The sequence below is a fragment of the Klebsiella sp. KPN54798 genome, assembly GCF_021184225.1.
Classification (GTDB): domain Bacteria; phylum Pseudomonadota; class Gammaproteobacteria; order Enterobacterales; family Enterobacteriaceae; genus Klebsiella; species Klebsiella pneumoniae.
The window spans coordinates 1,399,297-1,423,401 of the sequence record NZ_CP089234.1 but is presented as its reverse complement, the minus strand read 5'-3'; the positions used below and the strand labels follow the sequence as shown (position 1 = coordinate 1,423,401).

Genomic DNA, 24,105 nt, shown 5'->3' with positions numbered 1-24,105 from the left:
TTATGAAACTTTTCCGTATTCTCGATCCGTTTACGGCAACGCTAATCACCGTTGTCCTGCTGGCCTCATTCTTCCCGGCCCGTGGCGCTTTCGTCCCCTTCTTTGAACATCTGACCACCGCCGCCATCGCGCTGCTGTTCTTTATGCATGGCGCTAAACTCTCCCGGGAGGCGATTATCGCCGGCGGCAGCCACTGGCGTTTGCATCTATGGGTGATGTGCAGCACCTTTATTCTCTTCCCGCTACTCGGGGTTCTGTTTGCCTGGTGGGCGCCGGTGAATGTCGATCCGATGCTCTACAGCGGCTTTATCTATCTGTGCATTCTGCCGGCCACCGTGCAATCCGCTATCGCCTTTACTTCGCTGGCCGGGGGCAACGTCGCGGCTGCGGTTTGCTCAGCCTCGGCCTCCAGCCTGCTGGGATCTTTGTTTCCCCGCTACTGGTGGGGGTCCTGATGAACCTTCACGGCGCAGGCGGCAGTCTGGAGCAGGTCGGTAAAATTATGCTGCAGCTGCTGCTGCCTTTCGTGCTCGGTCACTTATCGCGGCCGTGGATTGGCGACTGGGTGGCGAAGCATAAGAAGTGGATTGGTAAGACCGACCAGACCTCGATTCTGCTGGTGGTTTACTCCGCCTTTAGCGAGGCGGTGGTGAATGGCATCTGGCATAAAGTCGGTCTGGGATCGCTGCTGTTTATCGTGGTGGTCAGCCTGGTGCTGCTGGCCATCGTCATCGCGGTCAACGTCTTTGTCGCCCGCCGCTGCGGCTTTAACAAAGCCGATGAGATTACCATCGTCTTCTGCGGTTCGAAAAAGAGCCTGGCCAACGGCATTCCGATGGCCAATATTCTCTTCCCGACCTCCATCCTCGGCATCATGGTGCTGCCGTTGATGATCTTCCACCAAATCCAGCTGATGGTCTGCGCGGTGCTGGCGCGGCGCTACAAGCAGCAAACCGATGCGCGTCTCGCTGAGGAAAAGGCCAACGCGGCCAAAGCCTAACGCGCTTTCTTCAGGGGCTGGACCAGATCGCTCAGCCCCTCAGTTTTAATCAGCAGGGTCAACGCCATCAGCTCGCCAAGATGCCCGGCAGGGAATTGATCCTTACGCGCGAACCACAATAAATACTCTTCCGGGACATCGATTAAGCGACGTCCCTTGTATTTACCGAACGGCATTTCGGTATTGGCTATCTCGACCAGCTGCGCTTTATCCACGTTATTCTCCCAGCAGACGCATCATTTCGGCTTCGTCAATCACCTCGATGCCCAGCTCCTGCGCTTTCGCCAGCTTAGACCCCGCCGCTTCGCCGGCAATCACCAGGTCGGTTTTCTTCGACACGCTGCCTGCCACCTTCGCCCCCAGCGCCACCAGACGCTCTTTGGCGTCATCGCGCGACAGCTGGCTGAGGCTGCCGGTAAGGACCACGGTTTTGCCTGCAAACGGGCTATCAATCTCTTCCGCCTTCACCACCACCGGCGCAGGCCAGCGAACCCCCTCCGCCAGCAGTTGCGCAATGACATCGCGGTTGCTCTCTTCGGCAAAGAAGTTGAAGGTATGGGTAGCGACGACGATGCCGACATCAGGGACTTTCTGTAGCTCCTCAATGGTAGCCTGCTCAAGGGCTTCGAGAGTGCCGAAATGCGCCGCCAGGCCCGCCGCCGTCGCTTCTCCTACCTCGCGAATACCTAAGGCGTAGAGGAAACGTGCGAAGGTCGTCTCTTTGGCTTTCTCGAGGGCGTTGACTACGTTTTGCGCGGACTTCGGCCCCATCCGCTCCAGCCCGGTCAGTTTCCCCGCCGTCAGCCGGAACAGATCCGCCGGGGTATGGACGTACTCTTTCTCCACCAGCTGGTCGATGATCTTGTCGCCCATGCCGTCAACGTCGAGCGCGCGACGGGAGACGAAGTGCTTGAGCGACTCTTTGCGCTGCGCGCCGCAGATCAGGCCGCCCGTACAGCGGGCTACCGCCTCGCCTTCCACCCGTTCAACGTCTGACTGACATACAGGACAGTGGGTCGGGAAGACGACATCCCGGGCATCCGCCGGACGCTCGGAAAGCACCACGTTAACCACCTGCGGGATCACATCGCCTGCCCGGCGAATCACCACCTTGTCGCCGATTTTCAAGCCTAAGCGTTCAATTTCATCGGCATTATGCAGGGTGGCATTGCTCACCAACACGCCGGCAACATGGACCGGCTCCAGACGCGCCACCGGCGTAATCGCCCCGGTGCGGCCCACCTGGAACTCCACGTCCCGGACGAAGGTCATCTGCTCCTGTGCCGGGAACTTAAAGGCCACGGCCCAGCGCGGCGCGCGGGCGACGAAACCCAGCTGTTCCTGCAGCGCCAGCGAATCGACTTTGATCACCACGCCATCAATGTCAAAGCCCAGGTGGGGACGCTCTTCCTCGACTTTACGATAGTAAGTAAGCACTTCCTCGGGGGTATGGCACAGGGTGACGCGATCGCTCACCGGCAGCCCCCATGCTTTGAACTGCAGCAACCGAGCCGAGTGGCTGGCCGGCAGCTCGCCGCCCTCCAGCACGCCCACGCCGTAGCAGAAGAAAGTAAGCGGTCGCTTCGCAGTGATGCGCGGATCGAGCTGGCGCAGCGAACCCGCTGCCGCATTACGCGGGTTAGCAAACACTTTCCCGCCGGTGCGGCGAGCTTCCTCATTGATTTTTTCAAACCCGGCCTGCGGGAGGAACACTTCCCCACGTACCTCAAGGCGTGCAGGAATATTCTCGCCATGCAGCTTGAGGGGGATAGCGCGAATAGTTCGCACATTAGAGGTAATATCTTCGCCGGTGGTGCCGTCGCCGCGGGTTGCCGCCTGCACCAACACGCCGTTTTCATAGAGAATGCTCACCGCGAGGCCGTCGAGCTTAAGCTCGCAGCAGTAGGTAAGATGATCTGTGCTTTTCAGGCGATCCTGTACCCGCTTGTTGAAGGCGAGAAAGCTCTCTTCGTCAAACACGTTATCCAGCGACAGCATCGGCACTTCATGGCGGATCTGGCTAAAGGCGGTGAGTGGCGCCGCCCCCACCCTCTGAGTTGGCGAATCCGGGGTAATCAGCTCCGGGTGCTGGCTCTCCAGCTCGCGCAGCTTGCGCATCAGGCGGTCATATTCCGCATCCGGCACTTCCGGCGCGTCCATAACGTGGTACAGATATTCATGATGGCGAAGCGTGGTTCGCAGTTCAGTCAGTTGTTGTTCGATTGGTTCCATATCACACCATCAATGATAAAAAACCCCCGACAGGCGGGGGTTGAGAAGGAATTGAGTTAACGCGGAACGTCAGGCGTTCGCGTCTTTCACTTCGCGAATACGATCCTGGTATTCACGCAGTTTTTGCGGCGTCATCATGCGACGCTGATCGTCAAGCACCACGCCGCCCACTTCGTCAGCGATATACTGCGCAGACTGCAGCATCAGCTTGAAGTTCTGCAATTCATCGCCGTAAGAAGGGACCTGCATAAAGATAGTCACCCCAGGGGTCATCATATCCGCCATGCTGTCCGGATTGAAGGTTCCCGGTTTCACCATGTTGGCCAGACTGAACAACACCGGACCGCTGCCGTCCGGACTTAGGTGGCGGTGGAAAATATTCATTTCACCAAACTTAAAGCCGGCCTGCTGGATACTGTTGATCAGCACTTCACCGTTAAGCTGGGCGCCATGATGCGCGGCGACATTCATCACAATGACCGTCTCTTTGCGCTCTTTCGGCTGCGGCGCGGCGGGCTGCTGCGGCTCTACCGGCTGCGGTTCCGCGACGGCGGGCTGCGACGCGGCAACAGGCTGTGGCGCAGGCTGCTGCGGGGCGGCTGGCTGCGGCTGAGCGACGGTCGGCGTCACCGGTTGCGGCGCGACAGGCTGCTGCACAACAGGCTGCGGCTGGTGTTGCGGTTGTACGGGCGGCTGCGCAGGTTGCGGCTGTTGCCAGCCAGGCTGCGGAGCCGCATGCGGCGCAGGCTGTTGCTGCGGTGGAACCGGGGCCTGGCGCGGCGGCTGCGGCGGCTGGCGAACCGGTTCTTCAGGACGCCCAGGCTGCTGCATCTGGCGCTCGTAAGGCGGCTGGTACTGGTGCTGCGGCGCCTGACGAGGGGCTTCATGCTCCCCATGCGCGCCGTGCGGGGCGTGAGTCACCGGATGAACGCGGACTTCTCCTACGCCTTCAACATTATCATCAAAGTCGTCGTTTTCCGACTCATCGTCGCGCGACTTCATACGTTTCAGTGGGCGATCGCGAAACATCGAAGAACGTTCTTTACGGCTGGTCCAGAAACCATGTACCAGTAAAGCGATTATGGCGATCGCGCCAACAATGATTAATATCAGACGCAAATCCTGCATCATTATATTCTCTGTTGTTCTAACACCTTGCCACCACGGCAAACATTTACTCACTAAGAGTATTTGCCGATTACCTCAAGTGCAAGTGCGTCGGTCGCTTTCACCACATAAAGATGAACTAAATCGTGCTTTTTGCTGTTTTTTCGAACATTTCCTAACTGGTTATTGTCTGACGACCCGATAAAATAAGCGAGCATTCACACCGGATGTTAAAAAAGGAGCAATGCCTGGCTATGGTTTCATCATCCGCACCGACCCCGCGCAGCGGCGTTTATTATTTTTCGCAGGGCTGGAAACTCATCGGGCTGCCGGGCATACGGCGTTATGTCTTCCTGCCTTTACTGGTTAACGTGCTGCTGATGGGCGCTGCCTTCTGGTGGCTGTTTACCCGTCTCGGCAGCTGGATCCCCTCGCTGATGAGCCATGTGCCGGACTGGCTGCAGTGGCTAAACTACCTGCTGTGGCCGGTGGTAGTGCTCTCAATCCTGCTGGTGTTTGGCTACTTCTTTTCGACGATCGCCAACTGGATAGCCGCGCCGTTCAGCGGCCTGCTGGCGGAACAGCTGGAAGCGCGCCTGACCGGCGCTACCCCGCCGGACGTCGGCGTCTTTGGCATCATGAAAGATATTCCGCGGATTATGAAGCGTGAGTGGCAGAAGCTGGCCTGGTATCTGCCGCGCGCCATCGTGCTGTTGCTGCTCTACTTTATTCCCGGCGTTGGCCAGACGGTAGCCCCGGTACTCTGGTTCCTGTTCAGCGCATGGATGCTGGCGATTCAATACTGTGATTATCCCTTTGATAATCACAAGGTTCCCTTCAAAACCATGCGCGAAGCGCTGCGCAGTCGCAAAGTGATGAATATGCAGTTTGGGGCGCTCACCAGCCTGTTCACAATGATCCCGGTGTTAAACCTGGTGATCCTCCCGGTGGCTATCTGCGGCGCCACCGCCATGTGGGTCGATTGCTATCGCGATAGACACGCCAGCTGGAAATAGCGGTAACACCTTCACTTGGGGGGCGGCAAAGACCGCTCCCTTATATCGCGCTTATTCCTTCTTGCTTATCATTATTTCCCTTCCGCATATAGATATGCTAAATCCTTACTTCCGCATATTCTTTAAGCGGGTATGCTGATGCCGTACCCCCAAATTTCATACAGTTAAGGACGGGCCATGAGTAAGATTTTTGAAGACAACTCCCTGACTATCGGTCATACGCCGCTGGTACGACTGAACCGCATCGGTAATGGCCGTATCCTGGCAAAGGTAGAATCTCGTAACCCGAGCTTTAGCGTAAAATGCCGTATCGGCGCCAATATGATCTGGGATGCTGAAAAGCGCGGCGTTCTGAAACCTGGCGTGGAACTGGTCGAGCCGACCAGCGGCAACACCGGTATCGCCCTCGCCTACGTGGCGGCGGCCCGCGGCTACAAACTGACGCTAACCATGCCGGAAACCATGAGCATCGAGCGTCGTAAGCTGCTGAAAGCCCTGGGCGCCAACCTGGTGCTGACCGAAGGCGCCAAAGGCATGAAAGGCGCTATCCAGAAAGCGGAAGAGATTGTCGCCAGCAACCCGGAACAATTCCTGCTACTGCAGCAGTTCAGCAACCCGGCTAACCCGGAAATCCACGAGAAGACTACCGGCCCGGAAATCTGGGAAGATACCGATGGTCAGGTGGATGTGTTTATCTCCGGCGTAGGTACCGGCGGAACGCTGACCGGCGTCAGCCGCTATATCAAAAACACCAAAGGTAAAAAAGATCTGATCACCGTCGCCGTTGAACCGACCGATTCCCCGGTGATCGCCCAGGCGCTGGCGGGGGAAGAGCTCAAGCCGGGTCCGCACAAAATTCAGGGTATCGGCGCCGGCTTCATTCCTGGCAACTTGGATCTGAAGCTGGTCGACAAAGTGATCGGCATTACCAACGAGGAAGCTATCTCCACGGCGCGCCGCCTGATGGAAGAAGAAGGCATCCTGGCGGGTATCTCTTCCGGGGCCGCCGTTGCCGCCGCGCTGAAGCTGCAGGAAGATGAGGCCTTTACCAATAAGAATATTGTGGTTATCCTGCCTTCCTCAGGTGAGCGTTATTTAAGCACCGCGCTGTTCGCCGATCTCTTCACTGAGAAAGAGCTGCAACAGTAGTGCCAGCTTGTAAATAATGTGTAAAAAAGCACCTTTCCGGGTGCTTTTTTGTGGCACACGTCATAGTTTTACCCCTCCTGGCATTGATTCACCTCGTAGGGTCTGGTATTTAACCAGCACATTTATTTTGATGCGCGAAATTATTCAGAAGAGGATTTCCGCCAGCTGAATCGATTTTATGATTTGGTTCAAGTCTTCCTTTCGCGGCATAATGTTTAATGACGTGCTAGACGTCAATGGCCCGCAGGTCTTCGCAGCGCCAGGCGCTGCCGACGCCAAGGCCGGAAACGTAACGCCGGCGCTAACAATACAGGCTAAAGTCGAGTCGTTAGACTAGACTTTAGGTCCACAACACTAAACCTATAAGTTGGGGAAATATAATGTTCCAGCAAGAAGTTACCATTACCGCTCCGAACGGTCTGCACACCCGCCCTGCTGCTCAGTTTGTTAAAGAAGCTAAAGGCTTCACTTCTGAGATCACTGTAACCTCCAACGGCAAAAGCGCCAGCGCCAAAAGCCTGTTCAAACTGCAGACTCTGGGCCTGACCCAGGGCACCGTAGTGACCCTCTCCGCTGAAGGCGAAGATGAGCAGAAAGCTGTTGAGCATCTGGTTAAACTGATGGCTGAACTCGAGTAAGTTCACGGGTTCTTTTTCATATCAGTCACAAGTAAGGTAGGGTTATGATTTCAGGCATTTTAGCATCCCCGGGTATCGCCTTCGGCAAAGCATTGCTGCTGAAGGAAGATGAAATTGTCATCGACCGGAAGAAAATTTCTGCCGATAAGGTTGATCAGGAAGTCGAACGTTTCCTGAGCGGCCGCGCCAAGGCCTCCGCCCAGCTGGAGGTCATCAAAACCAAAGCTGGTGAAACTTTCGGTGAAGAAAAAGAAGCCATCTTCGAAGGGCATATTATGCTGCTGGAAGATGAGGAGCTTGAGCAGGAAATCATAGCCCTGATTAAAGATAAGCACATGACTGCCGACGCGGCAGCCAATGAAGTTATCGACGGTCAGGCCACTGCCCTGGAAGAGCTGGATGATGAATACCTGAAAGAACGTGCGGCTGACGTACGTGATATCGGTAAGCGCCTGCTGCGCAACATCCTTGGTCTGGCAATCATCGATCTGAGTGCGATTCAGGATGAAGTCATCCTCGTCGCCGCCGATCTGACCCCGTCTGAAACCGCACAGCTGAACCTGAAAAAAGTGCTGGGTTTCATCACCGATGCGGGCGGTCGTACCTCCCACACCTCTATCATGGCGCGTTCCCTGGAATTGCCGGCCATCGTGGGCACCGGCAGCATCACGGCGCAGGTGAAAAACGGCGACTATCTGATTCTCGACGCGGTGAACAACCAGGTTCTGATCAACCCGTCTAACGAGCAAATTGAAGCGCTGCGTAGTCTGCAGGCTCAGGTTGCGGAAGAAAAAGCCGAACTGGCGAAACTGAAAGATCTGCCGGCGATTACCCTCGACGGCCATCAGGTTGAAGTCTGCGCCAACATTGGTACCGTTCGCGATGTCGAAGGTGCTGAGCGCAACGGCGCCGAAGGCGTAGGTCTGTATCGTACCGAATTCCTGTTCATGGACCGTGACGCGCTGCCAACTGAAGAAGAACAGTTTGCGGCTTATAAAGCGGTGGCTGAGGCCTGTGGCTCTCAGGCCGTTATCGTCCGTACCATGGATATCGGCGGCGACAAAGAGCTGCCGTACATGAACTTCCCGAAAGAAGAGAACCCGTTCCTCGGCTGGCGTGCCGTGCGTATTGCGATGGATCGTAAAGAGATCCTGCGCGACCAGGTTCGCGCCATCCTGCGTGCCTCCGCTTTCGGTAAGCTGCGCATTATGTTCCCGATGATCATCTCTGTTGAAGAAGTGCGTGCGCTGAAGAAAGAGATCGAAATCTACAAACAGGAACTGCGTGACGAAGGTAAAGCATTTGACGAATCCATTGAGATCGGCGTGATGGTGGAAACACCGGCTGCGGCGACCATTGCTCGTCATCTGGCCAAAGAAGTTGATTTCTTTAGTATCGGCACCAATGATTTAACGCAATATACTCTGGCAGTTGACCGTGGTAATGATATGATTTCACATCTTTACCAGCCGATGTCACCGTCTGTACTGAATCTGATTAAGCAAGTTATTGATGCTTCTCACGCTGAAGGTAAATGGACTGGCATGTGCGGTGAGCTTGCGGGCGATGAACGTGCTACACTTCTGTTGCTGGGTATGGGGCTGGACGAATTCTCTATGAGCGCCATTTCCATCCCGCGCATCAAGAAGATTATTCGTAATACGAACTTCGAAGATGCGAAAGTATTAGCAGAGCAGGCTCTTGCTCAACCGACAACGGACGAGTTAATGACGCTGGTTAACAAGTTCATTGAAGAAAAAACAATCTGCTAATCCACGAGATGCGCGGCCCAAATTACTGCTTAGGAGAAGATCATGGGTTTGTTTGATAAATTGAAATCTCTGGTTTCTGATGACAAGAAAGACACCGGAACTATTGAGATTGTTGCTCCCCTCTCCGGTGAGATCGTCAACATTGAAGACGTGCCGGATGTGGTTTTTGCGGAAAAAATTGTGGGCGATGGGATTGCCATCAAACCGACTGGCAACAAAATGGTCGCGCCGGTAGACGGTACCATTGGTAAAATTTTCGAAACCAACCACGCGTTCTCTATTGAATCTGATAGCGGCATTGAGCTGTTCGTTCACTTCGGTATTGATACCGTTGAACTGAAAGGCGAAGGCTTCAAGCGTATCGCTGAAGAAGGTCAGCGCGTGAAAGTCGGCGATCCGGTTATCGAATTTGATCTGCCGCTGCTGGAAGAGAAAGCCAAGTCGACTCTGACGCCGGTGGTTATCTCCAACATGGACGAGATCAAAGAGCTGATCAAACTGTCCGGTAGCGTGACCGTGGGTGAAACCCCGGTAATTCGCATCAAGAAGTAATGCTTGCTGCATAAAAATGGCGCCGAAAGGCGCCATTTTTTTATACCGCGCAGGTTAGCGGTCGATAGCACTTCTCGCGGGACAAGACGCGCAATCCCTCCGGGGTGCTCTCCAGAATTCGCCGCTCGCTGTCAGCGACCAGCAGTTCGCACTGATATCCACCGGCCAGGCCGAACAGCGACCGCGCCACGCAGGCATCCTCCAGCGCCGCCTCACCTGTCGTATCAAAATGACCAACAATGCGTCCCTGCTGGCGGATCACTAACCGATAGCTTTTCATCTGCTTTGCTCCAGCGGCGGTAGGATCAATTCGTCACACCCCTGGGCGGCAGTCCAGTTCATCACCTCCAGCACGCGCTGGGCAGCAGCCTGCGTCGCTGCCCCCAGCGCCAGGCCGGAAAGCAACCCGCTCACCAGCTCCGCGCAGAACAGATCGCCGGTTCCTTTTAAGTCTGTCTCCACCCGCGGGTGAACCACCACTTCCACTGCATCGGCCGTCACCACCAGCACATTGATCCTCGAATCGGCCTCTCCCGGCGCGCTGGTGATCACCACCCATTTGAGGGTGTCCGACAGCAGGCTTCGCGCCGCGGCGACCGCCTCCTGCCGATCGCGACAGCGCTGGCCGCTCAGCGTCTCCAGTTCGAACAGATTGGGGGTGATCCCTTGCGCCAGCGGCAGCAGGTGCTGACGATAGGCGTCCGGGATCTCAGCCTTGACATAGATGCCGCTGTCGACATCGCCGATGACCGGATCCACGAGAATGCACAACCCGGGATGGCGGGCCCGTACGCGCGTCAGCCACTGCGCCAGGCGTTCGATTTGCACTGCGCTGCCCATATAGCCGGTGGTGACCGCACGCAGTTCGCGCAGCGCGTCGCGCTCCTCCAGCGCCTGCAGATACCCGACAAACCACTCTTCCGGAATAATGCCGCCATAGAACGTCTCATAATGGGGCGTATTACTGAACAGCACCGTCGGCACCGCCAGCACGCGCAGACCATGCTGTTTAATCGCCGGAACCGCGATGCTGTTGCCGACGCTGCCATAGACTACCTGCGACTGCACGGCGACGATATCCACTTCCGACGCCCGGCTTTTGTCGTGAAAGAGCACTGATTGTATATCATCCTGCTGGCCCATCTTTTCTCCCCCCGCTGGACAGCGGGTCACGCACTGATTATGATTCGTCCTATGCTAAATTCCATTTTGTCATAGGTCAATAATGTTAGCCGGAAAAACCGCCAGCGAAATCTTCGATAATATCCGCCATCTGGTGCAGAGCGGCGGGTTGCAGCCCGGAGAGGTTCTGCCGCCGGTACGTGAACTCGCCAGCCAGCTTGCAGTGAATCGCAACACTGTCGCCGCCGCCTATAAACGGCTGGTGACCTCCGGGCTGGCCGTCAGTCAGGGACGCAACGGTACAGCCATTAAAGCGCGGGACACACTGCCGGCGCTGGAGGGAGGTGACCCAACGACCCCGCTGAACGATATCTCCAGCGGCAATCCGGATCCAGCCAGACTGCCTGATTTACCCCGCTATCTGGGCCAGATTGCCCGCACGCCCCGCCTGTATGGCGATGCGCCCATTGAGCCGCGGCTTGGCCAATGGGCCGAGGCGTGGTTTGCCAGAGAGATAGCCGTTCCCTTTGCGGTGAATCTCGCCAGCGGGGCGATAGACGCCCTGGAGCGCCTGCTGTGCGCCCTGCTGCTCCCCGGCGACGGCGTTGTGGTGGAAGATCCCTGTTTTCTCAGCAGCATCAATATGGTGCGTTACGCCGGTTTTACCCCCTGCCCGGTGGCGGTGGATGCCGAAGGGATGGATCCTGACGGCCTGGAGGAGGCGTTACGCAACGGCGCACGGGCGGTGATCTTAACCCCGCGCGCGCATAATCCTACCGGCTGTAGCCTGACGGAAACCCGGGCGCATGCCCTGCGGGAGGTGCTAGCCCGCTATCCGCAGGTACTGGCGATTGTTGATGACCATTTTGCCCTGCTGTCGGCCACGCCATGGCACTCCCCTCTTCCTGCAAGCACCCAACGCTGGGCGCTGGTGCGCTCAATGTCAAAAACCCTCGGACCAGACCTGCGGCTGGCCTTTATCGCCAGCGATGCCGCTACTTCAGCGGCGCTGCGCCTGCGGCTTAACGCCGGCAGCCAGTGGGTCAGCCATCTGCTGCAGGACCTGACGCTGGCCTGCCTGACCGACGAGGCGTTTATCGCCTCGATGACGGAGACTCGTCGTCACTATCGCCAGCAGAATGAGAAACTGGCGGCGGCGCTGGCCCGGCACGGCTTCAGCCATGCTACGCCAGGGGATGGCCTCAATTTCTGGCTGCCGCTGCCAGCGGCGAGCCAGCCCTACGCCTTACGCCTGGCCCGCGCCGGCTGGCTGGTCCGGGAGGGAGAGGTGTTTGGCATCCGTACGCCCTCCCACGGGCTACGCCTGTCGCTGGGCCGTCTGAGTGACGCTGAGATTTCCCGCCTGGCGGCCGATATTGCGCAGGCCTTAGACGCCCCCTGACGCAGGCAGTCCACCGAACGTATCGGGGAGTGATGGCAGCTGCCGACAAATTAATGAAAAATAAACGACAGCAGGCTAGTCTTACCTGCATGCCCTGATCGCCGAGGCGGACAAATCGCTCACAACAAGGAGCACCAGAGATGCATCACGCTGACCCGGCACTGAAAGCGGTCATTGAAGCCTGCGATCGCGCTATCTCGCAGGAAGATTACGATACCCTGATGAGTTATTACGCAGAAGACGCCGCGCTGGTCGTCAAACCGGGCATGGTGGTCAGAGGGAAAGAGAATATCCGCAAAGCCTTTATCGCCATTGCCGACTATTTCCAGCACCGACTGGTGGTGACTCAAGGGAAAATGGAGGTTATTGAAGGCGGCGGCAATGCGCTGGTGATTATGGAGACCCGGCTGGATATCCCGACGGCGGACGGGATATCCCAGGTCACGCGACGCGCCACCTATGTCTTTCAGAAGCAGGGCGAACGCTGGCTGTGCACCGTCGATAACTCCTACGGCACCGACCTGCTTGATGATTAAATGCCCGCCCCCTGGCTAAAGTGTTCTTCGCCGAACACGCCGGTGGAAAGGTAACGATCGCCGCGATCGCAGACAATCGCCACCACCACCGCGCCAGGATTTTCGCGGGCTATGCGTAACGCGCCCGCTACCGCGCCGCCCGAACTGACGCCGCAGAAAATGCCTTCCCGCACCGCCAGCTGACGCATGGTGTTCTCGGCATCCTGCTGATGAATATCCAGCACCGTATCCACCAGCGAAGCGTTAAAGATCCCCGGCATATACTCTGCCGGCCAGCGGCGGATCCCGGGAATACTGCTCCCCTCTTCCGGCTGCAGGCCAACAATGGTCACCGGTTTACTCTGTTCACGCAGAAAACGTGACACGCCGGTAATGGTGCCAGTGGTCCCCATACTGGAGACAAAGTGGGTGATACGCCCCGCGGTCTGCTGCCAGATTTCCGGGCCGGTGGTGGTGTAGTGGGCGTAGGGGTTATCCGGGTTGTTAAACTGATCGAGCAGTTTGCCTTCGCCGCGCTGGGCCATCTCCAGAGCCAGGTCGCGGGCACCCTCCATCCCCTGCTCTTTGCTGACCAGGATAAGCTCGGCGCCGTAAGCGCGCATCGCGGCCCGACGCTCCTGGCTCATGTTGTCGGGCATCAGCAGCTTCATCCGGTAGCCTTTCAGCGCGGCGATCATCGCCAGCGCAATACCGGTGTTGCCGCTGGTCGCTTCGATCAGCACGTCTCCGGACTGAATTTCGCCGCGCTTTTCCGCTTCAACGATCATTGACAGCGCGGCGCGATCTTTCACCGAGCCGGCCGGATTATTGCCTTCGAGTTTGACCCAGACTTCGCTGCCGTTGTCCGGTCCCAGACGCTGAAGTTTGACCAGAGGGGTATTGCCGATGGTTTGTTCGAGTGTATTCACGATTTTTACTCAATAAAAAAGCCGGGCGGCGCTTCGCTTACCCGGCCTGGCAGACGCGTGATAATTCCAGACCGGGTAAGCAGAGCCTCACCCGGCAAAAGCACATGGATTTAAGCTATCAGGCCGACTCCGCCAGAGCAAGCTCGCCGCGCGGCTCGATACGCTCGGTACCGTTGTACAAACGCGCGTTTTGCAGCCCGACGAACAGCCGTTCGCCGCGGGACGGCGCCTCGTCGCCCGTTAACACCACGCTCAGCGGTTCGTCATACCACCCCAGAGGCTGGACGACTAATTGGGTGTAGTGCCCTTTCGGACTGGCCTCCAGGACCTGCACCGGCAGCGGCGAATCCAGGCTGGTCCGCCGGCTGATGTCCACTTCCCATGGGCGCAGGAACAGGTCCACTGGCCCCTGGTATGCCGGGGTATAGCCTAACGGCCAGCGGTGGGCGCCGACGTGGAACTGTCCACCGCGGATGACCCCCTGCAGGCGGTTCACTTCCCCCATAAACTCCAGCACGAAACGGGTAGACGGCTCACGCCATACGCGCTCCGGGGCATCGGCCTGTTCGATGTTGCCCTGGCTCATTACCACCACCCGGTCGGCAACTTCCATCGCCTCTTCCTGATCGTGGGTGACGAACACGCTGGTGAATTTCAGCTCTTCATGCAGCTGACGCAGCCAGCGGCGCAGCTCTTTACGCACCTGCGCATCCAGCGCACCGAAAGGTTCATCCAGCAGCAAAATTTGCGGCTCCACCGCCAGGGCGCGCGCCAGCGCCACGCGCTGCTTCTGGCCTCCGGACAGCTGCGCCGGATAGCGATCCGCCAGATGGGCCAGCTGCACCATCTCCAGCAGTTTGGTCACCTTGGCTTTAATCGCCGCCGCATTGGGGCGTTCGCGGCGCGGCAGCACGGTCAGGCCAAAGGCGATGTTATCGAACACCGTCATATGGCGGAACAGCGCATAGTGCTGGAAAACGAAGCCCACTTTACGGTCGCGAGCGTGCATCCGGCTGACGTCGGTACCGTGGAAGCGGATATGACCGCTGGTCTGATGCTCCAGACCGGCGATAATTCGCAGCAGGGTGGTTTTTCCGGAGCCCGAGGGCCCCAGCAGCGCAACCATTTGTCCGGAAGGGATATCCAACGAGATATCATTCAGCACCTGGGTGCGACCAAACGATTTCTTAATATTGGCAATCTCAATGCTCATGATTTCCCTCCTGTTGCGCGCGTTCTTTCTGATTGGCCAGACGCCATTGCAACATACTCTTTAAAAACAGGGTCAGAATAGCCATTAACGTCAGCAGGGCAGCGGCGGTAAACGAGCCGACGGTGTTGTAATCCTGCTCCAGTAGTTCAATTTGCAGCGGCAGCGACAGCGTTTCGCCGCGGATCGAGCCGGAAACCACCGACACCGCGCCAAATTCGCCGATGGCGCGGGCGTTGGTCAGCACCACGCCGTACAGCAGCGCCCAGCGAATATTGGGCAACGTCACCCGGCGGAACATCTGCCAACCGGACGCGCCCAGCAGCACCGCGGCCTCATCTTCATGACTGCCCTGACTCATCATCACCGGCACCAGCTCACGCACCACAAACGGACAGGTAACAAAGATGGTCGCCAGCACCATGCCCGGCCAGGCGAACATGATTTGCAGATTATGCGCGTCAAGCCAGCCGCCCAGCGGACCGTTAGAGCCGTAAAACAGCAGATACACCAGACCGGCCACCACCGGCGAGACGGCGAACGGGATATCCAGCAACGTCAGCAGCAGCTGGCGCCCCGGAAAGGTAAAACGTGTCACCAGCCAGGCCAGCAAGGTACCGAACACCAGGTTCACCGGTACGGTAATCAACGCAATCATCACCGTCAGCCAGATGGCATGCAGCATGTCCGGGTTCGCCAGGTTTTCCAGCACCGGCATCAATCCTTTGCTGAAGGCCTGGATAAAGATGTAGAGCATCGGCACCACAAGGATGAAGGCGGAGACCAGCATCCCGACGCCAATCAGAAACCATTTTCCCCAGTTGATACGGGGCGCGTCGTAGCGTTTCAATTGAGTAACTTCCGCCATTAGTGACCTACCACGCGTCGACCAAAGCGACTCTGCAGGGTATTGATGGAAAACAGCAGCAGCAGTGAGGCGGCCAGGATCACCGAGGCGATGGCGCTCGCCGCCGGATAGTCAAACTCCTGCAGACGAATAAAGATCATCAGCGACGTCACTTCCGTCTTCCACGCGATGTTACCGGCGATAAAAATCACCGCGCCGAATTCGCCGAGGCTGCGGGTAAACGACAGAGCAATGCCCGCCAGCAGCGCCGGCGACAGCTCCGGCAGCACTACCTTGCGGAAACTCTGCCAGCGCGTGGCGCCCAGCGTTTCCGCCGCTTCCTCATACTCGGGCCCCAACTCTTCCAGCACCGGCTGCACGGTGCGTACCACAAACGGGATGCTGGTGAAGGCCATCGCCACGGCGATACCGAGCCAGGTATAGGTGACTTTAATATCGAACTTCGCCAGCCATTCCCCGTAAATACCGTTCACCGAAAACAGCGAGGCCAGGGTCAGACCGGCTACCGCCGTCGGCAGCGCAAACGGCAGGTCCATTAAGGCATCCAGCAGCGTGCGGCCCGGAAAACGATAGCGGGTCAGGATCCAGGCCATCAGCAGACCAAAGACGCCGTTAAAAATCGAGGCCACAAACGCCGACAGCAGCGTCACCTTATAGGCGGCCACCACCTGCGGGTTGGTGATCACATCCCAGTACTGCGCCCAACTCATCTGCGCCAGCTGCATCACCAACGCGCTGAGCGGTAATAACAAAATCAGACAGACAAACAGCAGGCTGGTGCCAAGGCTCAGGGTAAAGCCCGGCAGCACGCGCTTGGACGACACAGCAAACATTACTTACGCCCCGCCGCCAGCAGTTTGTCCAGTTCGCCGCCGCTGGCGAAATGGGTTTTCATCACCTCAGGCCAGGAGCCAAACTTATCTTCCACGCGGAACAGCTCGGTCTGCGGGAATTTATCCTTCAGAGCATCCATCACTTTCGGGTTGTTTACCCGATAGTAGTAGTCGGTAATGATAGTTTGCGCCTGTGGCGTATAGAGCCAGTTCAGGTAGGCTTTCGCCGCCTTTTCCGTGCCATTGGCTTTGACGTTTTTATCGACCCAGGCTACCGGGAACTCCGCCAGAATGTTGGTTTTCGGGATAACCACTTCAAATCCCTGCGCCTCATACTGCTTGCGAATATTGTTCACTTCCGATTCGAAGCTAATCAGCACATCGCCGAGGCCGCGCTCGGCGAAGGTGGTGGTCGCTCCGCGCCCGCCGGTGTCAAAGACTTCGACGTTCTTGAGAAACTGAGTCATAAACTGTTCGGTTTTAGCTTTATCGCCGCCATCGGCTTTATCCGCCGCGCCCCATGCCGCCAGGTAGGTGTATCGGGCGTTACCCGAGGTTTTCGGGTTCGGGAAGATCAGCTTGACGTCAGAGCGAACCAGATCGTTCCAGTCATGAATGTTTTTCGGATTGCCTTTACGCACCAGGAAACCCATCGTCGAATAGAACGGTGAGCTGTTGTTCGGCAGACGGCTTTGCCAGTCGGCCGGGATCAGGTTGCCTTTGTCATGCAGGATCTGCACGTCCGTCACCTGGTTGTAGGTGACCACGTCCGCCTTCAGGCCCTGCAAAATAGCCAGTGCCTGCTTGGATGAACCGGCATGCGACTGCTTGATGGTCAGCTTGTCCCCGCCATTGTCTTTCGCCCACTGCTGCTCAAAAGGCGGGTTAAGGGCGGCAAACAGCTCGCGGGAGACATCATAGGAGCTGTTCAGCAGCTCCGTCGCCTGCGCCTGCGCCACCAGCAGCATGGAAGCCGCCAGCGCCAGATATCCTTTTTTCAGTGATTTAACGGCCATTGCGCACCCTTATCAACGTTGAACATTTTCTGATGATCATCATATTTATAACGGGTACGAAAGGAGTAACGGTTTTATATACCGTTTGGCGATTTGGAAGTCGAAAAGGGAATAAGCAACTGGCAAAGCATAGCTGAAAGCGGCTCGCAGATTAGACGGGTCATTGTGACAAACGGCAGCCAGGCGTGCACTGTGTTTATATGAAAAACATATAGATATTTGCTCGTCAGCTCAGACGTAGCTTAACGCCCGCAGAACGTCGACCAGGGTACTGACTGCGCAACCGCCGTTTTGCTAGCGACACGTTTCGCCGTCAGCACCCCGTTGGCCCCTATATTCTCGATTTCGCCTGCTGCGCAATACGGCTGGCGATTGGACTGGACGGCGGCCAACACGATGACGCCGCACCCGCTGGCAACAGAGCGAGGGATGGCGAGTTTTACGCTTCTGGAATAATAAGTTTGAAGAGCATGGTGATGCGGTGATGGAGGGGATACTTGAAGCGCCTGAGTCGCCGATGCCCTCACCCCTCCCCTCTGACTGAGGGAGAGGGAGTAAAAGAATCCGCACGCAGATCCCATAGCCGCACCTTACCGTCCCCTCTCCCCTTTGGGGAGAGGGTTAGGGGGAGGGGAAAAATTACAGCGCCTGGATACGCTCCAGCGACGGGGCGAAGTAATACCCGCCGGTCACCGGTTTGGTGAAGCGCAGCATCGCGTCGCGTTTACCGTCGGTATCGCCAAACATGCTCAGCAGCTGCTGCTCGATGTTATACAGGCGCGCGCAGTAGGCGCAGAAATAGAGGCCATGGGTGCCGCTGGCGGTGCCGTACGGCAGGCTCTGACGGACGATTTTCAACCCTTTGCCATCTTCTTTTAAGTCCACGCGGCTCAGGTGCGACGTGACCGGACGTTCATCGCCATCGATCTCTTCGTTAGCGTCTTTAGTACGGCCGATCATCATCTCCTGATCCGGCACGCTCATGCGGTTCAGCTGTTTGAGATTATGCTCCCAGCGCTGGACGAACACGTAGCTGCCGCCCGCATCCACGCCGTCTTTAATGACCGCCACTTCGCGGCGGGTTTCTTCCCCCGCCGGGTTTTCGGTGCCATCGACGAAGCCGCTGAGGTCACGCTCTTCCACCCAGCGGAAGCCGTGGATCTCTTCTTTCACGTCGATAGCGTCGCCAAAGGCGGCCAGCGCGGCCTGCGCCACCGAGAAGTTAACTTCATGACGGGCGGATAAAATATGAATCAGCAGGTCATACTGGGTGGACGGCGCCAGCCCTTTGCCATAGACCGGGAAATCTTTTAACTCATCCGCCCCTTCGCCGCCGCTCAGCTGACGCCAGACGTTATTGCCGAACGCCACCACCGCACCGAGTTTGGCGTCGGGGAATTTAGCCTGGAAGGTGGCCACGTTATCGACAAAAATTTTGCTCGCTTCGCGCAGGGCGTTAACGTCCCCTTTGAGATTGGCTTCAATCCAAATCGCCGCGCGGCAATGTTCCGGCAAAATGCCGCTCTGAACCTGAGACATCGCTCCTCCTGAAATGATGCAACCACAACGCTGTCGCGTTGCTAACGCGCCATTGTAACCGTTTTTCAGAGCTGTCGTGTCTCTTCAGATCAATTTAGCGACGCCAGATAATCTTGCTGACCTTCCAGTTTTTCAGCGTATCGTCGGAGGGCATCAGCTCGTCCGGACCGCTCCAGTGGCCAGTGAAGGCATAGCTGATATGCTGGCTCCCCTCGGCCTGACACTCGACGACCGCCCCGTTGTCATGGCTGCCTTTCTGGCAGTTGCCGAAGGCTTTGCTGTACAGGTCGCTAAACGGTGTGCCGATTTTCACGCCGCTGGCGGTTTTGATATCCGCATCACGCACGTCAATCCGGCTGATAGCACCGTTGTCGCCATTGATGGTCAGCGCCACGCTGTTGTTTTTCAGCGCTTCAAAGCAGTGGACGATATTGCCCTTATCGGTCTTCATTCCGCTGCGTAAACGGTAGTCGCTGCCCAGCGCATCGCTAATCGCCTGTTCATTGAGCGGCGTGGAAGCCGTCAGTTTACCCACTCCCTGCTCGGTCACCTCGGTGGAAGCGCCAAACCAGTTCCACGGATAGGCCGCCGACCAGTTGACTGCGCTCATCGTGGAGCAGCCGGTCAGCGCCAGCGGAAGCGCACAGAGCATTACACGTAGCGATTTCATATCTCAATCCTTTCTGAGTCATTCAACGCATGTTGGAGTTCACGATCGGCAAAAAGTGCCATTAAAAGGTGGTCTGGTGAAAACAGGCGCCCAGGCGACGGCTGGTTAACAGCCACCACAGGGCATAGCCATCCGCGACCAGCAGCGCAATGGTCAACGAGGAGGGAGATTCGCCGCTCAGCCATAGCATCGGCTGCCACAGCAACAGCAGCACTTGCGATAGCACCAGCAGCCAGCGCATCGCCCGCCACAGGCGCGGCAGGCGCTGACGATAGCCGCTAAGCAGAAAGGCCAGCACCGCCGGCACGCCTGGCAGTAAACCAAGCCAGAAGCGCTCGTGATCGGGATAGAACAGATTAAGAATCGCGTCGCCCTGCTGGCGCGATGCGCCGGCCATCAAAAACAGCACCCACGTGCGGGCCTGCAACAACAGCACGCACCAGAAAAGCAAAGGCAGGCGCAGACGGCCATGGGCATCAAAATCGGCGGGGATAAACTCAGTATTCTTCATCTTCGATCAGGCGCTTGCCCAGGGTCAGGACATCGGCGTACTCATAGCCCAACCGCTCGTACATTCCCTGCACCACATCATTGTCTTCACGGACCATAATGTTGATTTTCGGGCAGCCGCGGGCAATCAGCTTTTTCTCCAGACGGTTGAGCAGCGCGTTCGCGATACCCCGGCCGCGATATTCCGGATGGACGCCGAGATAATAGGCCGATCCGCGATGACCGTCATATCCGCCCATCACCGTGCCGACCACTTCGCCATTCACTTCCGCCACCAGAAACAGGCTGACGTCGTGATTCAGCTTGCGCTCAATATCCATCTCCGGATCGTTCCACGGGCGCAGCAGATCGCAGCGCTCCCACAGCGTCACAACCTCTTCGAAATCCTGCTGGCGAAAAACGCGAATCTCCATGGTATTCCCCACCATTGACGGTTAAAAACAGTGATTATGGCGCGAATATAACTGATAGCCAATATCAGGCGAAATCAGCGACAAAAAATGGCATAATATGACTTTGTCATGTATTGAAATGAAAAGTAAAACAATTCTTATTTTGAATGGTCGTAACGGCAAACGCGATACGATATAACATTGGACATCACTTGTTTACAATTCAGGCCGAATGAGCACTTTTAAACCCTTAAAAATACTTGCTTCGCGCCGTCAGGTGCTGAAAGCCGGGCTGGCTGCGATGACGCTGAGCGGCGTCGCCTCACAGGTCAGCGCAAAAGAACAGCCACTGAAAACGTCAAATGGACATAGCAAACCCGCCGCCAAAAAGGCCGGGGGTCGCCGGATTGTAATGTTAGATCCGGGCCACGGCGGCATCGATACCGGCGCTATCGGCCATAACGGCTCGAAAGAGAAGCATGTGGTGTTGGCGATCGCTAAGAACGTGCGCAGCATTTTGCGCAGCAACGGCATCGACGCCCGCCTGACCCGCACCGGGGATACCTTTATCCCGCTGTACGACCGCGTGGAGATCGCCCATCAGCACGGCGCCGATCTGTTTATGTCAATCCACGCCGATGGTTTTACCAACCCGAGCGCCGCCGGCGCCTCGGTGTTCGCCCTGTCAAACCGCGGCGCCAGTAGCGCCATGGCGAAATACCTCTCCGATCGCGAAAACCGCGCCGATGAGGTCGCCGGTAAGAAAGCGACGGATAAAGACCATCTGCTGCAGCAGGTACTGTTCGATCTGGTGCAGACCGACACCATCAAAAACAGCCTGACGCTGGGCTCGCATATCCTGAAAAAGATCAAGCCGGTACATAAGCTGCACAGCCGCAATACCGAGCAGGCGGCGTTCGTGGTGCTGAAGTCACCATCCATACCGTCCGTGCTGGTGGAAACCTCGTTTATCACCAACCCGAACGAGGAGAAACTGCTCGGCACCACCGCCTTCCGGCAGAAAATCGCCACCGCGATTGCCAACGGCATTATCAGCTATTTCCACTGGTTCGATAACCAGAAAGCCCATTCGAAGAGACGTTAATGAAACCCGATGCCGCGCAGGTAAAAACTTTTCTGCTCCAGCTCCAGGACAACCTCTGTCAGCAGCTGAGCGCCGTGGATGGCGCGCCGTTTATTGAAGATGCCTGGCAGCGGGAAGGCGGTGGCGGCGGACGCAGCCGGGTGCTGCGCGAAGGCCGGGTGTTCGAGCAGGCGGGGGTCAACTTTTCCCACGTCCATGGCGACGCCATGCCTGCCTCCGCCACCGCGCACCGCCCGGAGCTGGCCGGACGCAGTTTTGAAGCCATGGGCGTCTCGCTGGTGGTTCATCCGCTGAACCCCTACGTGCCCACCAGCCATGCCAACGTGCGGTTCTTTATTGCCGAAAAGCCTGGCGCCGACCCGGTGTGGTGGTTCGGCGGCGGCTTTGATTTAACCCCTTACTACGGCTTTGAAGAGGATGCCGTCCACTGGCATCGTACCGCCCGCGATCTGTGTCTGCCGTTCGGCGAGGAAGTCTATCCGCGTTATAAAAAATGGTGCGATGATTACTTCTATCTCAAGCACCGCCAGGAGCAGCGCGGCATCGGCGGTCTGTTCTTTGACGACCTGAACACCCCGGATTTTGACCACTGCTTCGCCTTTATGCAGGCGGTCGGGAACGGCTATGCTGACGCCTATTTACCTATCGTCGAACGCCGGAAAGCCACGCCGTACAGCGAACGCGAGCGCCACTTTCAACTCTACCGTCGCGGCCGCTATGTCGAGTTCAATCTGGTCTGGGACCGCGGCACCCTGTTCGGTCTGCAGACCGGCGGGCGTACGGAGTCGATTCTGATGTCGATGCCGCCGCTGGTGCGCTGGGAATATGATTATCAGCCCGAGCCCGGCAGCCCCGAGGCGGCGCTGAGCGAGTTTATTCAGGTGCGCGACTGGCTGTAACGGCCGGATGGCGGCTGGCCACCCGGTAGCGGAGTCTCTTCCCTCACACCCACTGGCGCAGGCGATGGTGCAGCGTCATCGACGGTTTCTCAGCAAACAGCTGCTGATAGTCGGTGGCGAACTGCCCCAAATGCCAGAATCCCCACTGCATGGCCGCCTCCTTGACCGTCTCGCGCTCTGACCAGGGGCTTATCAGCTCCCGACGCACGGCGTTCAGGCGGATCCGTTTGAGCCAGGCGTTAGGACCAATCCCCAGTATCGCATGGAAGGCGTTCTGCAAGGTGCGACGGCTGACGTACAGCTGCTGGCACAGATCGAGAACGGTTAACGGCTCCGCGCTGTTTTCCAGCACATATTCGCGCGCCTGCGCCAGCAGGCGGCGGTAGCTCTGGTGGCTGACGCTCTCTGCACTTACCATCGGCTGCGCTTCTTCCAGCATCGTGCCCATCGCCAGCAACAGATTATCCCGCAGGACTTTACGCACGGCCGGCTGATGAAGGGTATCCGGATGCTCGCTAAAGGTGGCCAGCGCCTGCTGGACAAACCCCCACAGCGCGGCCTTATGCGGCTCGCGGACCGCCAGCGCTGACTGGTTGCGTAGCATATGTAGCACCCGTTCCGGGTGGTGCAGGAAACTGGCGTGACGCGCAATCACCTCCTGCGAAATCACTACTCCGAGAATGGTGTAATCATCCGGCGTGCTGAGCTCGAACTCCGTACCGCCGGGACGGGTGGCGATTTCTGCCCGGCCCAGACACTGCGAGCCGATAAAACCTTGTTCACCCCGGGTCGCCGGAATGCCAAACCAGAAGGAGTTCGGCCAGACCAGGCAGGACTGGCGCAGCGCCAGCCCGGTATATTCGCGGAAGACCTGGATCTCATCGAGCAGGATTTCGGTAAATTCGCCGCGAAACTGCCCCGGATGCAGCTGATCGTAGATCTGTTGCCAGGCGGTAATGGTCAGGGCGTGCTCATACACATCGGTTGTGTGTCGTTGATGAATATTGTCAATTTCAACCTGAGGCGTCAGCCTGGTGTCTTCCGGCAACGCCTCGCAACAGAGATGGTGCAAATTTGCAGAACGACGCTTTTTCATAATCGTTAAAGCCGGGGGCAAGCCGCTCCCGGCACCTCCGACAGGTTATGGATTTTTGAGACGATAGCGGCTACTGCGTTTTCGTAGCGTCCCTGCGGAAAAGAGCTGCTCCAGCGCCTGGCGGGCCTTATCCAGCGGCCAGGCAAAATGCGCGGCGACCTCGCCGGCCGTCATGCCCTGACGAACTGAAGCCAGCAGCGTCAGTAAGGCTTCCGATGAAGCCGGGTCAGCAGGCGGCATGGGCGCTGGCGGCGGTGGCTGAAAACCGCCGATCAGCCGCTGGGTATCCTCTTCCGGGCGACCAATTTCCCGACGGCTGATCACGCAGCCGGTCCGCCGGGCAGCGGCGGACCCGGCATCCAGCGCGGCGCGGCAGGCCGCCAGGTCGCCCTCCACCACCAGCGTTAACCTGCCCGGGTCGAGCACTTCATGACTGAGCAGGCGCACATTGGCCGCCTTAAGCATGGCATCCGCAGCGTCTATAGCCGCGACCATGCCCTCCACTTCGAGCAATCCCAGCGCATTGATCATCG

Annotated in this window: 26 protein-coding genes and 1 pseudogene; 11 read left to right on the top strand and 16 right to left on the bottom strand. The window is 57.7% G+C overall.

Annotated elements, in window-relative coordinates:
* Positions 1-2 precede the first annotated feature (2 nt).
* A pseudogene (locus tag LPQ25_RS07045) lies at positions 3-1,000 on the top strand (bile acid:sodium symporter family protein).
* Here the strand turns inward: LPQ25_RS07045 and LPQ25_RS07040 are convergent.
* From LPQ25_RS07040 to zipA, 3 genes are all read right to left on the bottom strand, one after another.
* On the bottom strand, positions 997-1,215 hold the full coding sequence (locus LPQ25_RS07040) for a DUF3820 family protein (protein WP_002913440.1): 219 nt from the start codon (positions 1,213-1,215) through the stop codon (positions 997-999). The pseudogene LPQ25_RS07045 and the gene LPQ25_RS07040 sit on opposite strands and share 4 nt — an antisense overlap.
* Before the next feature lies 1 nt (position 1,216).
* On the bottom strand, positions 1,217-3,232 hold the full coding sequence (gene ligA / locus LPQ25_RS07035) for an NAD-dependent DNA ligase LigA (protein ID WP_014907142.1): 2,016 nt from the start codon (positions 3,230-3,232) through the stop codon (positions 1,217-1,219).
* Between the two features lie 69 nt (positions 3,233-3,301).
* Positions 3,302-4,363 carry a cell division protein ZipA gene (zipA, locus tag LPQ25_RS07030; protein WP_014907141.1) on the bottom strand — a complete coding sequence of 354 codons (1,062 nt, stop codon included), beginning with the start codon at positions 4,361-4,363 and terminating at the stop codon, positions 3,302-3,304.
* A 230-nt stretch (positions 4,364-4,593) separates the two neighbouring features.
* Here zipA and cysZ point away from each other — a divergent pair, with 230 nt between their 5' ends.
* The 5 genes from cysZ to crr all read left to right on the top strand — a co-directional run bounded on the left by cysZ (position 4,594) and on the right by crr (position 9,466).
* Positions 4,594-5,355: a sulfate transporter CysZ gene (gene cysZ, locus LPQ25_RS07025; protein WP_004174922.1), complete on the top strand. Its 762-nt coding sequence runs from the start codon at positions 4,594-4,596 to the stop codon at positions 5,353-5,355.
* Positions 5,356-5,532: 177 nt separating this feature from the next.
* Positions 5,533-6,504 carry a cysteine synthase A gene (gene cysK, locus LPQ25_RS07020; protein ID WP_002913498.1) on the top strand — a complete coding sequence of 324 codons (972 nt, stop codon included), beginning with the start codon at positions 5,533-5,535 and terminating at the stop codon, positions 6,502-6,504.
* Between the two features lie 380 nt (positions 6,505-6,884).
* Positions 6,885-7,142, top strand: a complete 258-nt coding sequence (gene ptsH / locus LPQ25_RS07015) for a phosphocarrier protein Hpr (protein WP_002913505.1) — start codon at positions 6,885-6,887, stop codon at positions 7,140-7,142.
* Positions 7,143-7,186: 44 nt separating this feature from the next.
* Complete coding sequence (gene ptsI / locus LPQ25_RS07010) at positions 7,187-8,914, top strand: phosphoenolpyruvate-protein phosphotransferase PtsI (protein WP_002913506.1); 1,728 nt, start codon at positions 7,187-7,189, stop codon at positions 8,912-8,914.
* 42 nt (positions 8,915-8,956) lie between these two features.
* Positions 8,957-9,466: a PTS glucose transporter subunit IIA gene (gene crr, locus LPQ25_RS07005; protein ID WP_000522253.1), complete on the top strand. Its 510-nt coding sequence runs from the start codon at positions 8,957-8,959 to the stop codon at positions 9,464-9,466.
* Between the two features lie 40 nt (positions 9,467-9,506).
* Here crr and LPQ25_RS07000 read toward each other — a convergent pair whose 3' ends face one another.
* A complete protein-coding gene (locus LPQ25_RS07000; protein ID WP_014907140.1) occupies positions 9,507-9,746 on the bottom strand; it encodes a hypothetical protein in 240 nt (79 codons plus the stop codon).
* Positions 9,743-10,609, bottom strand: a complete 867-nt coding sequence (pdxK, locus tag LPQ25_RS06995) for a pyridoxine/pyridoxal/pyridoxamine kinase (RefSeq protein ID WP_014907139.1) — start codon at positions 10,607-10,609, stop codon at positions 9,743-9,745. Before pdxK ends, LPQ25_RS07000 begins: the two co-directional genes overlap by 4 nt.
* Positions 10,610-10,691: 82 nt before the next feature.
* Here pdxK and ptsJ point away from each other — a divergent pair, with 82 nt between their 5' ends.
* On the top strand, positions 10,692-11,990 hold the full coding sequence (gene ptsJ / locus LPQ25_RS06990) for a MocR-like B6 salvage transcription factor PtsJ (RefSeq protein WP_002913617.1): 1,299 nt from the start codon (positions 10,692-10,694) through the stop codon (positions 11,988-11,990).
* 140 nt (positions 11,991-12,130) lie between these two features.
* Positions 12,131-12,526, top strand: coding sequence for a YybH family protein (locus LPQ25_RS06985; RefSeq protein WP_004174913.1), 396 nt, complete (start codon positions 12,131-12,133; stop codon positions 12,524-12,526).
* On the opposite strand, the gene cysM is transcribed toward LPQ25_RS06985, so the two are convergent.
* The 5 genes from cysM to cysP form a co-directional block, all read right to left on the bottom strand.
* Positions 12,523-13,434 carry a cysteine synthase CysM gene (gene cysM, locus LPQ25_RS06980; protein WP_014907138.1) on the bottom strand — a complete coding sequence of 304 codons (912 nt, stop codon included), beginning with the start codon at positions 13,432-13,434 and terminating at the stop codon, positions 12,523-12,525. The two genes, LPQ25_RS06985 and cysM, sit on opposite strands and share 4 nt — an antisense overlap.
* A 118-nt stretch (positions 13,435-13,552) precedes the next feature.
* Positions 13,553-14,647 (bottom strand): sulfate/thiosulfate ABC transporter ATP-binding protein CysA, encoded by a 1,095-nt coding sequence (cysA, locus tag LPQ25_RS06975; protein ID WP_002913623.1) that lies wholly within the window; start codon positions 14,645-14,647, stop codon positions 13,553-13,555.
* Positions 14,637-15,512 (bottom strand): sulfate/thiosulfate ABC transporter permease CysW, encoded by an 876-nt coding sequence (cysW, locus tag LPQ25_RS06970; protein ID WP_002913625.1) that lies wholly within the window; start codon positions 15,510-15,512, stop codon positions 14,637-14,639. The genes cysA and cysW overlap by 11 nt, the downstream gene beginning before the upstream one ends.
* The gene (gene cysT, locus LPQ25_RS06965) at positions 15,512-16,345 is read right to left on the bottom strand and encodes a sulfate/thiosulfate ABC transporter permease CysT (protein ID WP_002913626.1); all 834 of its coding nucleotides are present in this window, start codon (positions 16,343-16,345) and stop codon (positions 15,512-15,514) included. Before cysT ends, cysW begins: the two co-directional genes overlap by 1 nt.
* Complete coding sequence (gene cysP, locus LPQ25_RS06960) at positions 16,345-17,361, bottom strand: thiosulfate/sulfate ABC transporter substrate-binding protein CysP (RefSeq protein WP_002913628.1); 1,017 nt, start codon at positions 17,359-17,361, stop codon at positions 16,345-16,347. Before cysP ends, cysT begins: the two co-directional genes overlap by 1 nt.
* A gap of 275 nt (positions 17,362-17,636) precedes the next feature.
* Here cysP and LPQ25_RS27360 point away from each other — a divergent pair, with 275 nt between their 5' ends.
* Positions 17,637-17,846 carry a DUF559 domain-containing protein gene (locus tag LPQ25_RS27360; protein ID WP_349815751.1) on the top strand — a complete coding sequence of 70 codons (210 nt, stop codon included), beginning with the start codon at positions 17,637-17,639 and terminating at the stop codon, positions 17,844-17,846.
* A gap of 154 nt (positions 17,847-18,000) precedes the next feature.
* Here LPQ25_RS27360 and LPQ25_RS06950 read toward each other — a convergent pair whose 3' ends face one another.
* From LPQ25_RS06950 to LPQ25_RS06935, 4 genes are all read right to left on the bottom strand, one after another.
* Entirely contained in the window at positions 18,001-18,900 is a 900-nt protein-coding gene (locus LPQ25_RS06950; RefSeq protein WP_004145614.1) for a Dyp-type peroxidase, read from the bottom strand.
* 94 nt (positions 18,901-18,994) lie between these two features.
* Complete coding sequence (locus LPQ25_RS06945; protein ID WP_014907137.1) at positions 18,995-19,570, bottom strand: RpoE-regulated lipoprotein; 576 nt, start codon at positions 19,568-19,570, stop codon at positions 18,995-18,997.
* 61 nt (positions 19,571-19,631) lie between these two features.
* Complete coding sequence (locus LPQ25_RS06940) at positions 19,632-20,081, bottom strand: DUF2919 domain-containing protein (RefSeq protein WP_002913635.1); 450 nt, start codon at positions 20,079-20,081, stop codon at positions 19,632-19,634.
* Positions 20,068-20,493 (bottom strand): GNAT family acetyltransferase, encoded by a 426-nt coding sequence (locus LPQ25_RS06935; RefSeq protein ID WP_002913637.1) that lies wholly within the window; start codon positions 20,491-20,493, stop codon positions 20,068-20,070. Before LPQ25_RS06935 ends, LPQ25_RS06940 begins: the two co-directional genes overlap by 14 nt.
* A gap of 211 nt (positions 20,494-20,704) precedes the next feature.
* On the opposite strand from LPQ25_RS06935, the gene amiA reads away from it, so the two are divergent.
* Both amiA and hemF read left to right on the top strand, forming a co-directional pair.
* The gene (gene amiA / locus LPQ25_RS06930; RefSeq protein ID WP_002913639.1) at positions 20,705-21,577 is read left to right on the top strand and encodes an N-acetylmuramoyl-L-alanine amidase AmiA; all 873 of its coding nucleotides are present in this window, start codon (positions 20,705-20,707) and stop codon (positions 21,575-21,577) included.
* Positions 21,577-22,476, top strand: a complete 900-nt coding sequence (gene hemF, locus LPQ25_RS06925) for an oxygen-dependent coproporphyrinogen oxidase (protein WP_014907136.1) — start codon at positions 21,577-21,579, stop codon at positions 22,474-22,476. The genes amiA and hemF overlap by 1 nt, the downstream gene beginning before the upstream one ends.
* Positions 22,477-22,519: 43 nt before the next feature.
* Here hemF and eutR read toward each other — a convergent pair whose 3' ends face one another.
* Both eutR and eutK read right to left on the bottom strand, forming a co-directional pair.
* On the bottom strand, positions 22,520-23,572 hold the full coding sequence (gene eutR, locus LPQ25_RS06920) for an HTH-type transcriptional regulator EutR (protein ID WP_002913642.1): 1,053 nt from the start codon (positions 23,570-23,572) through the stop codon (positions 22,520-22,522).
* Positions 23,573-23,617: 45 nt separating this feature from the next.
* On the bottom strand, positions 23,618-24,103 hold the full coding sequence (eutK, locus tag LPQ25_RS06915) for an ethanolamine utilization microcompartment protein EutK (RefSeq protein ID WP_004213215.1): 486 nt from the start codon (positions 24,101-24,103) through the stop codon (positions 23,618-23,620).
* Positions 24,104-24,105: the final 2 nt, after the last annotated feature.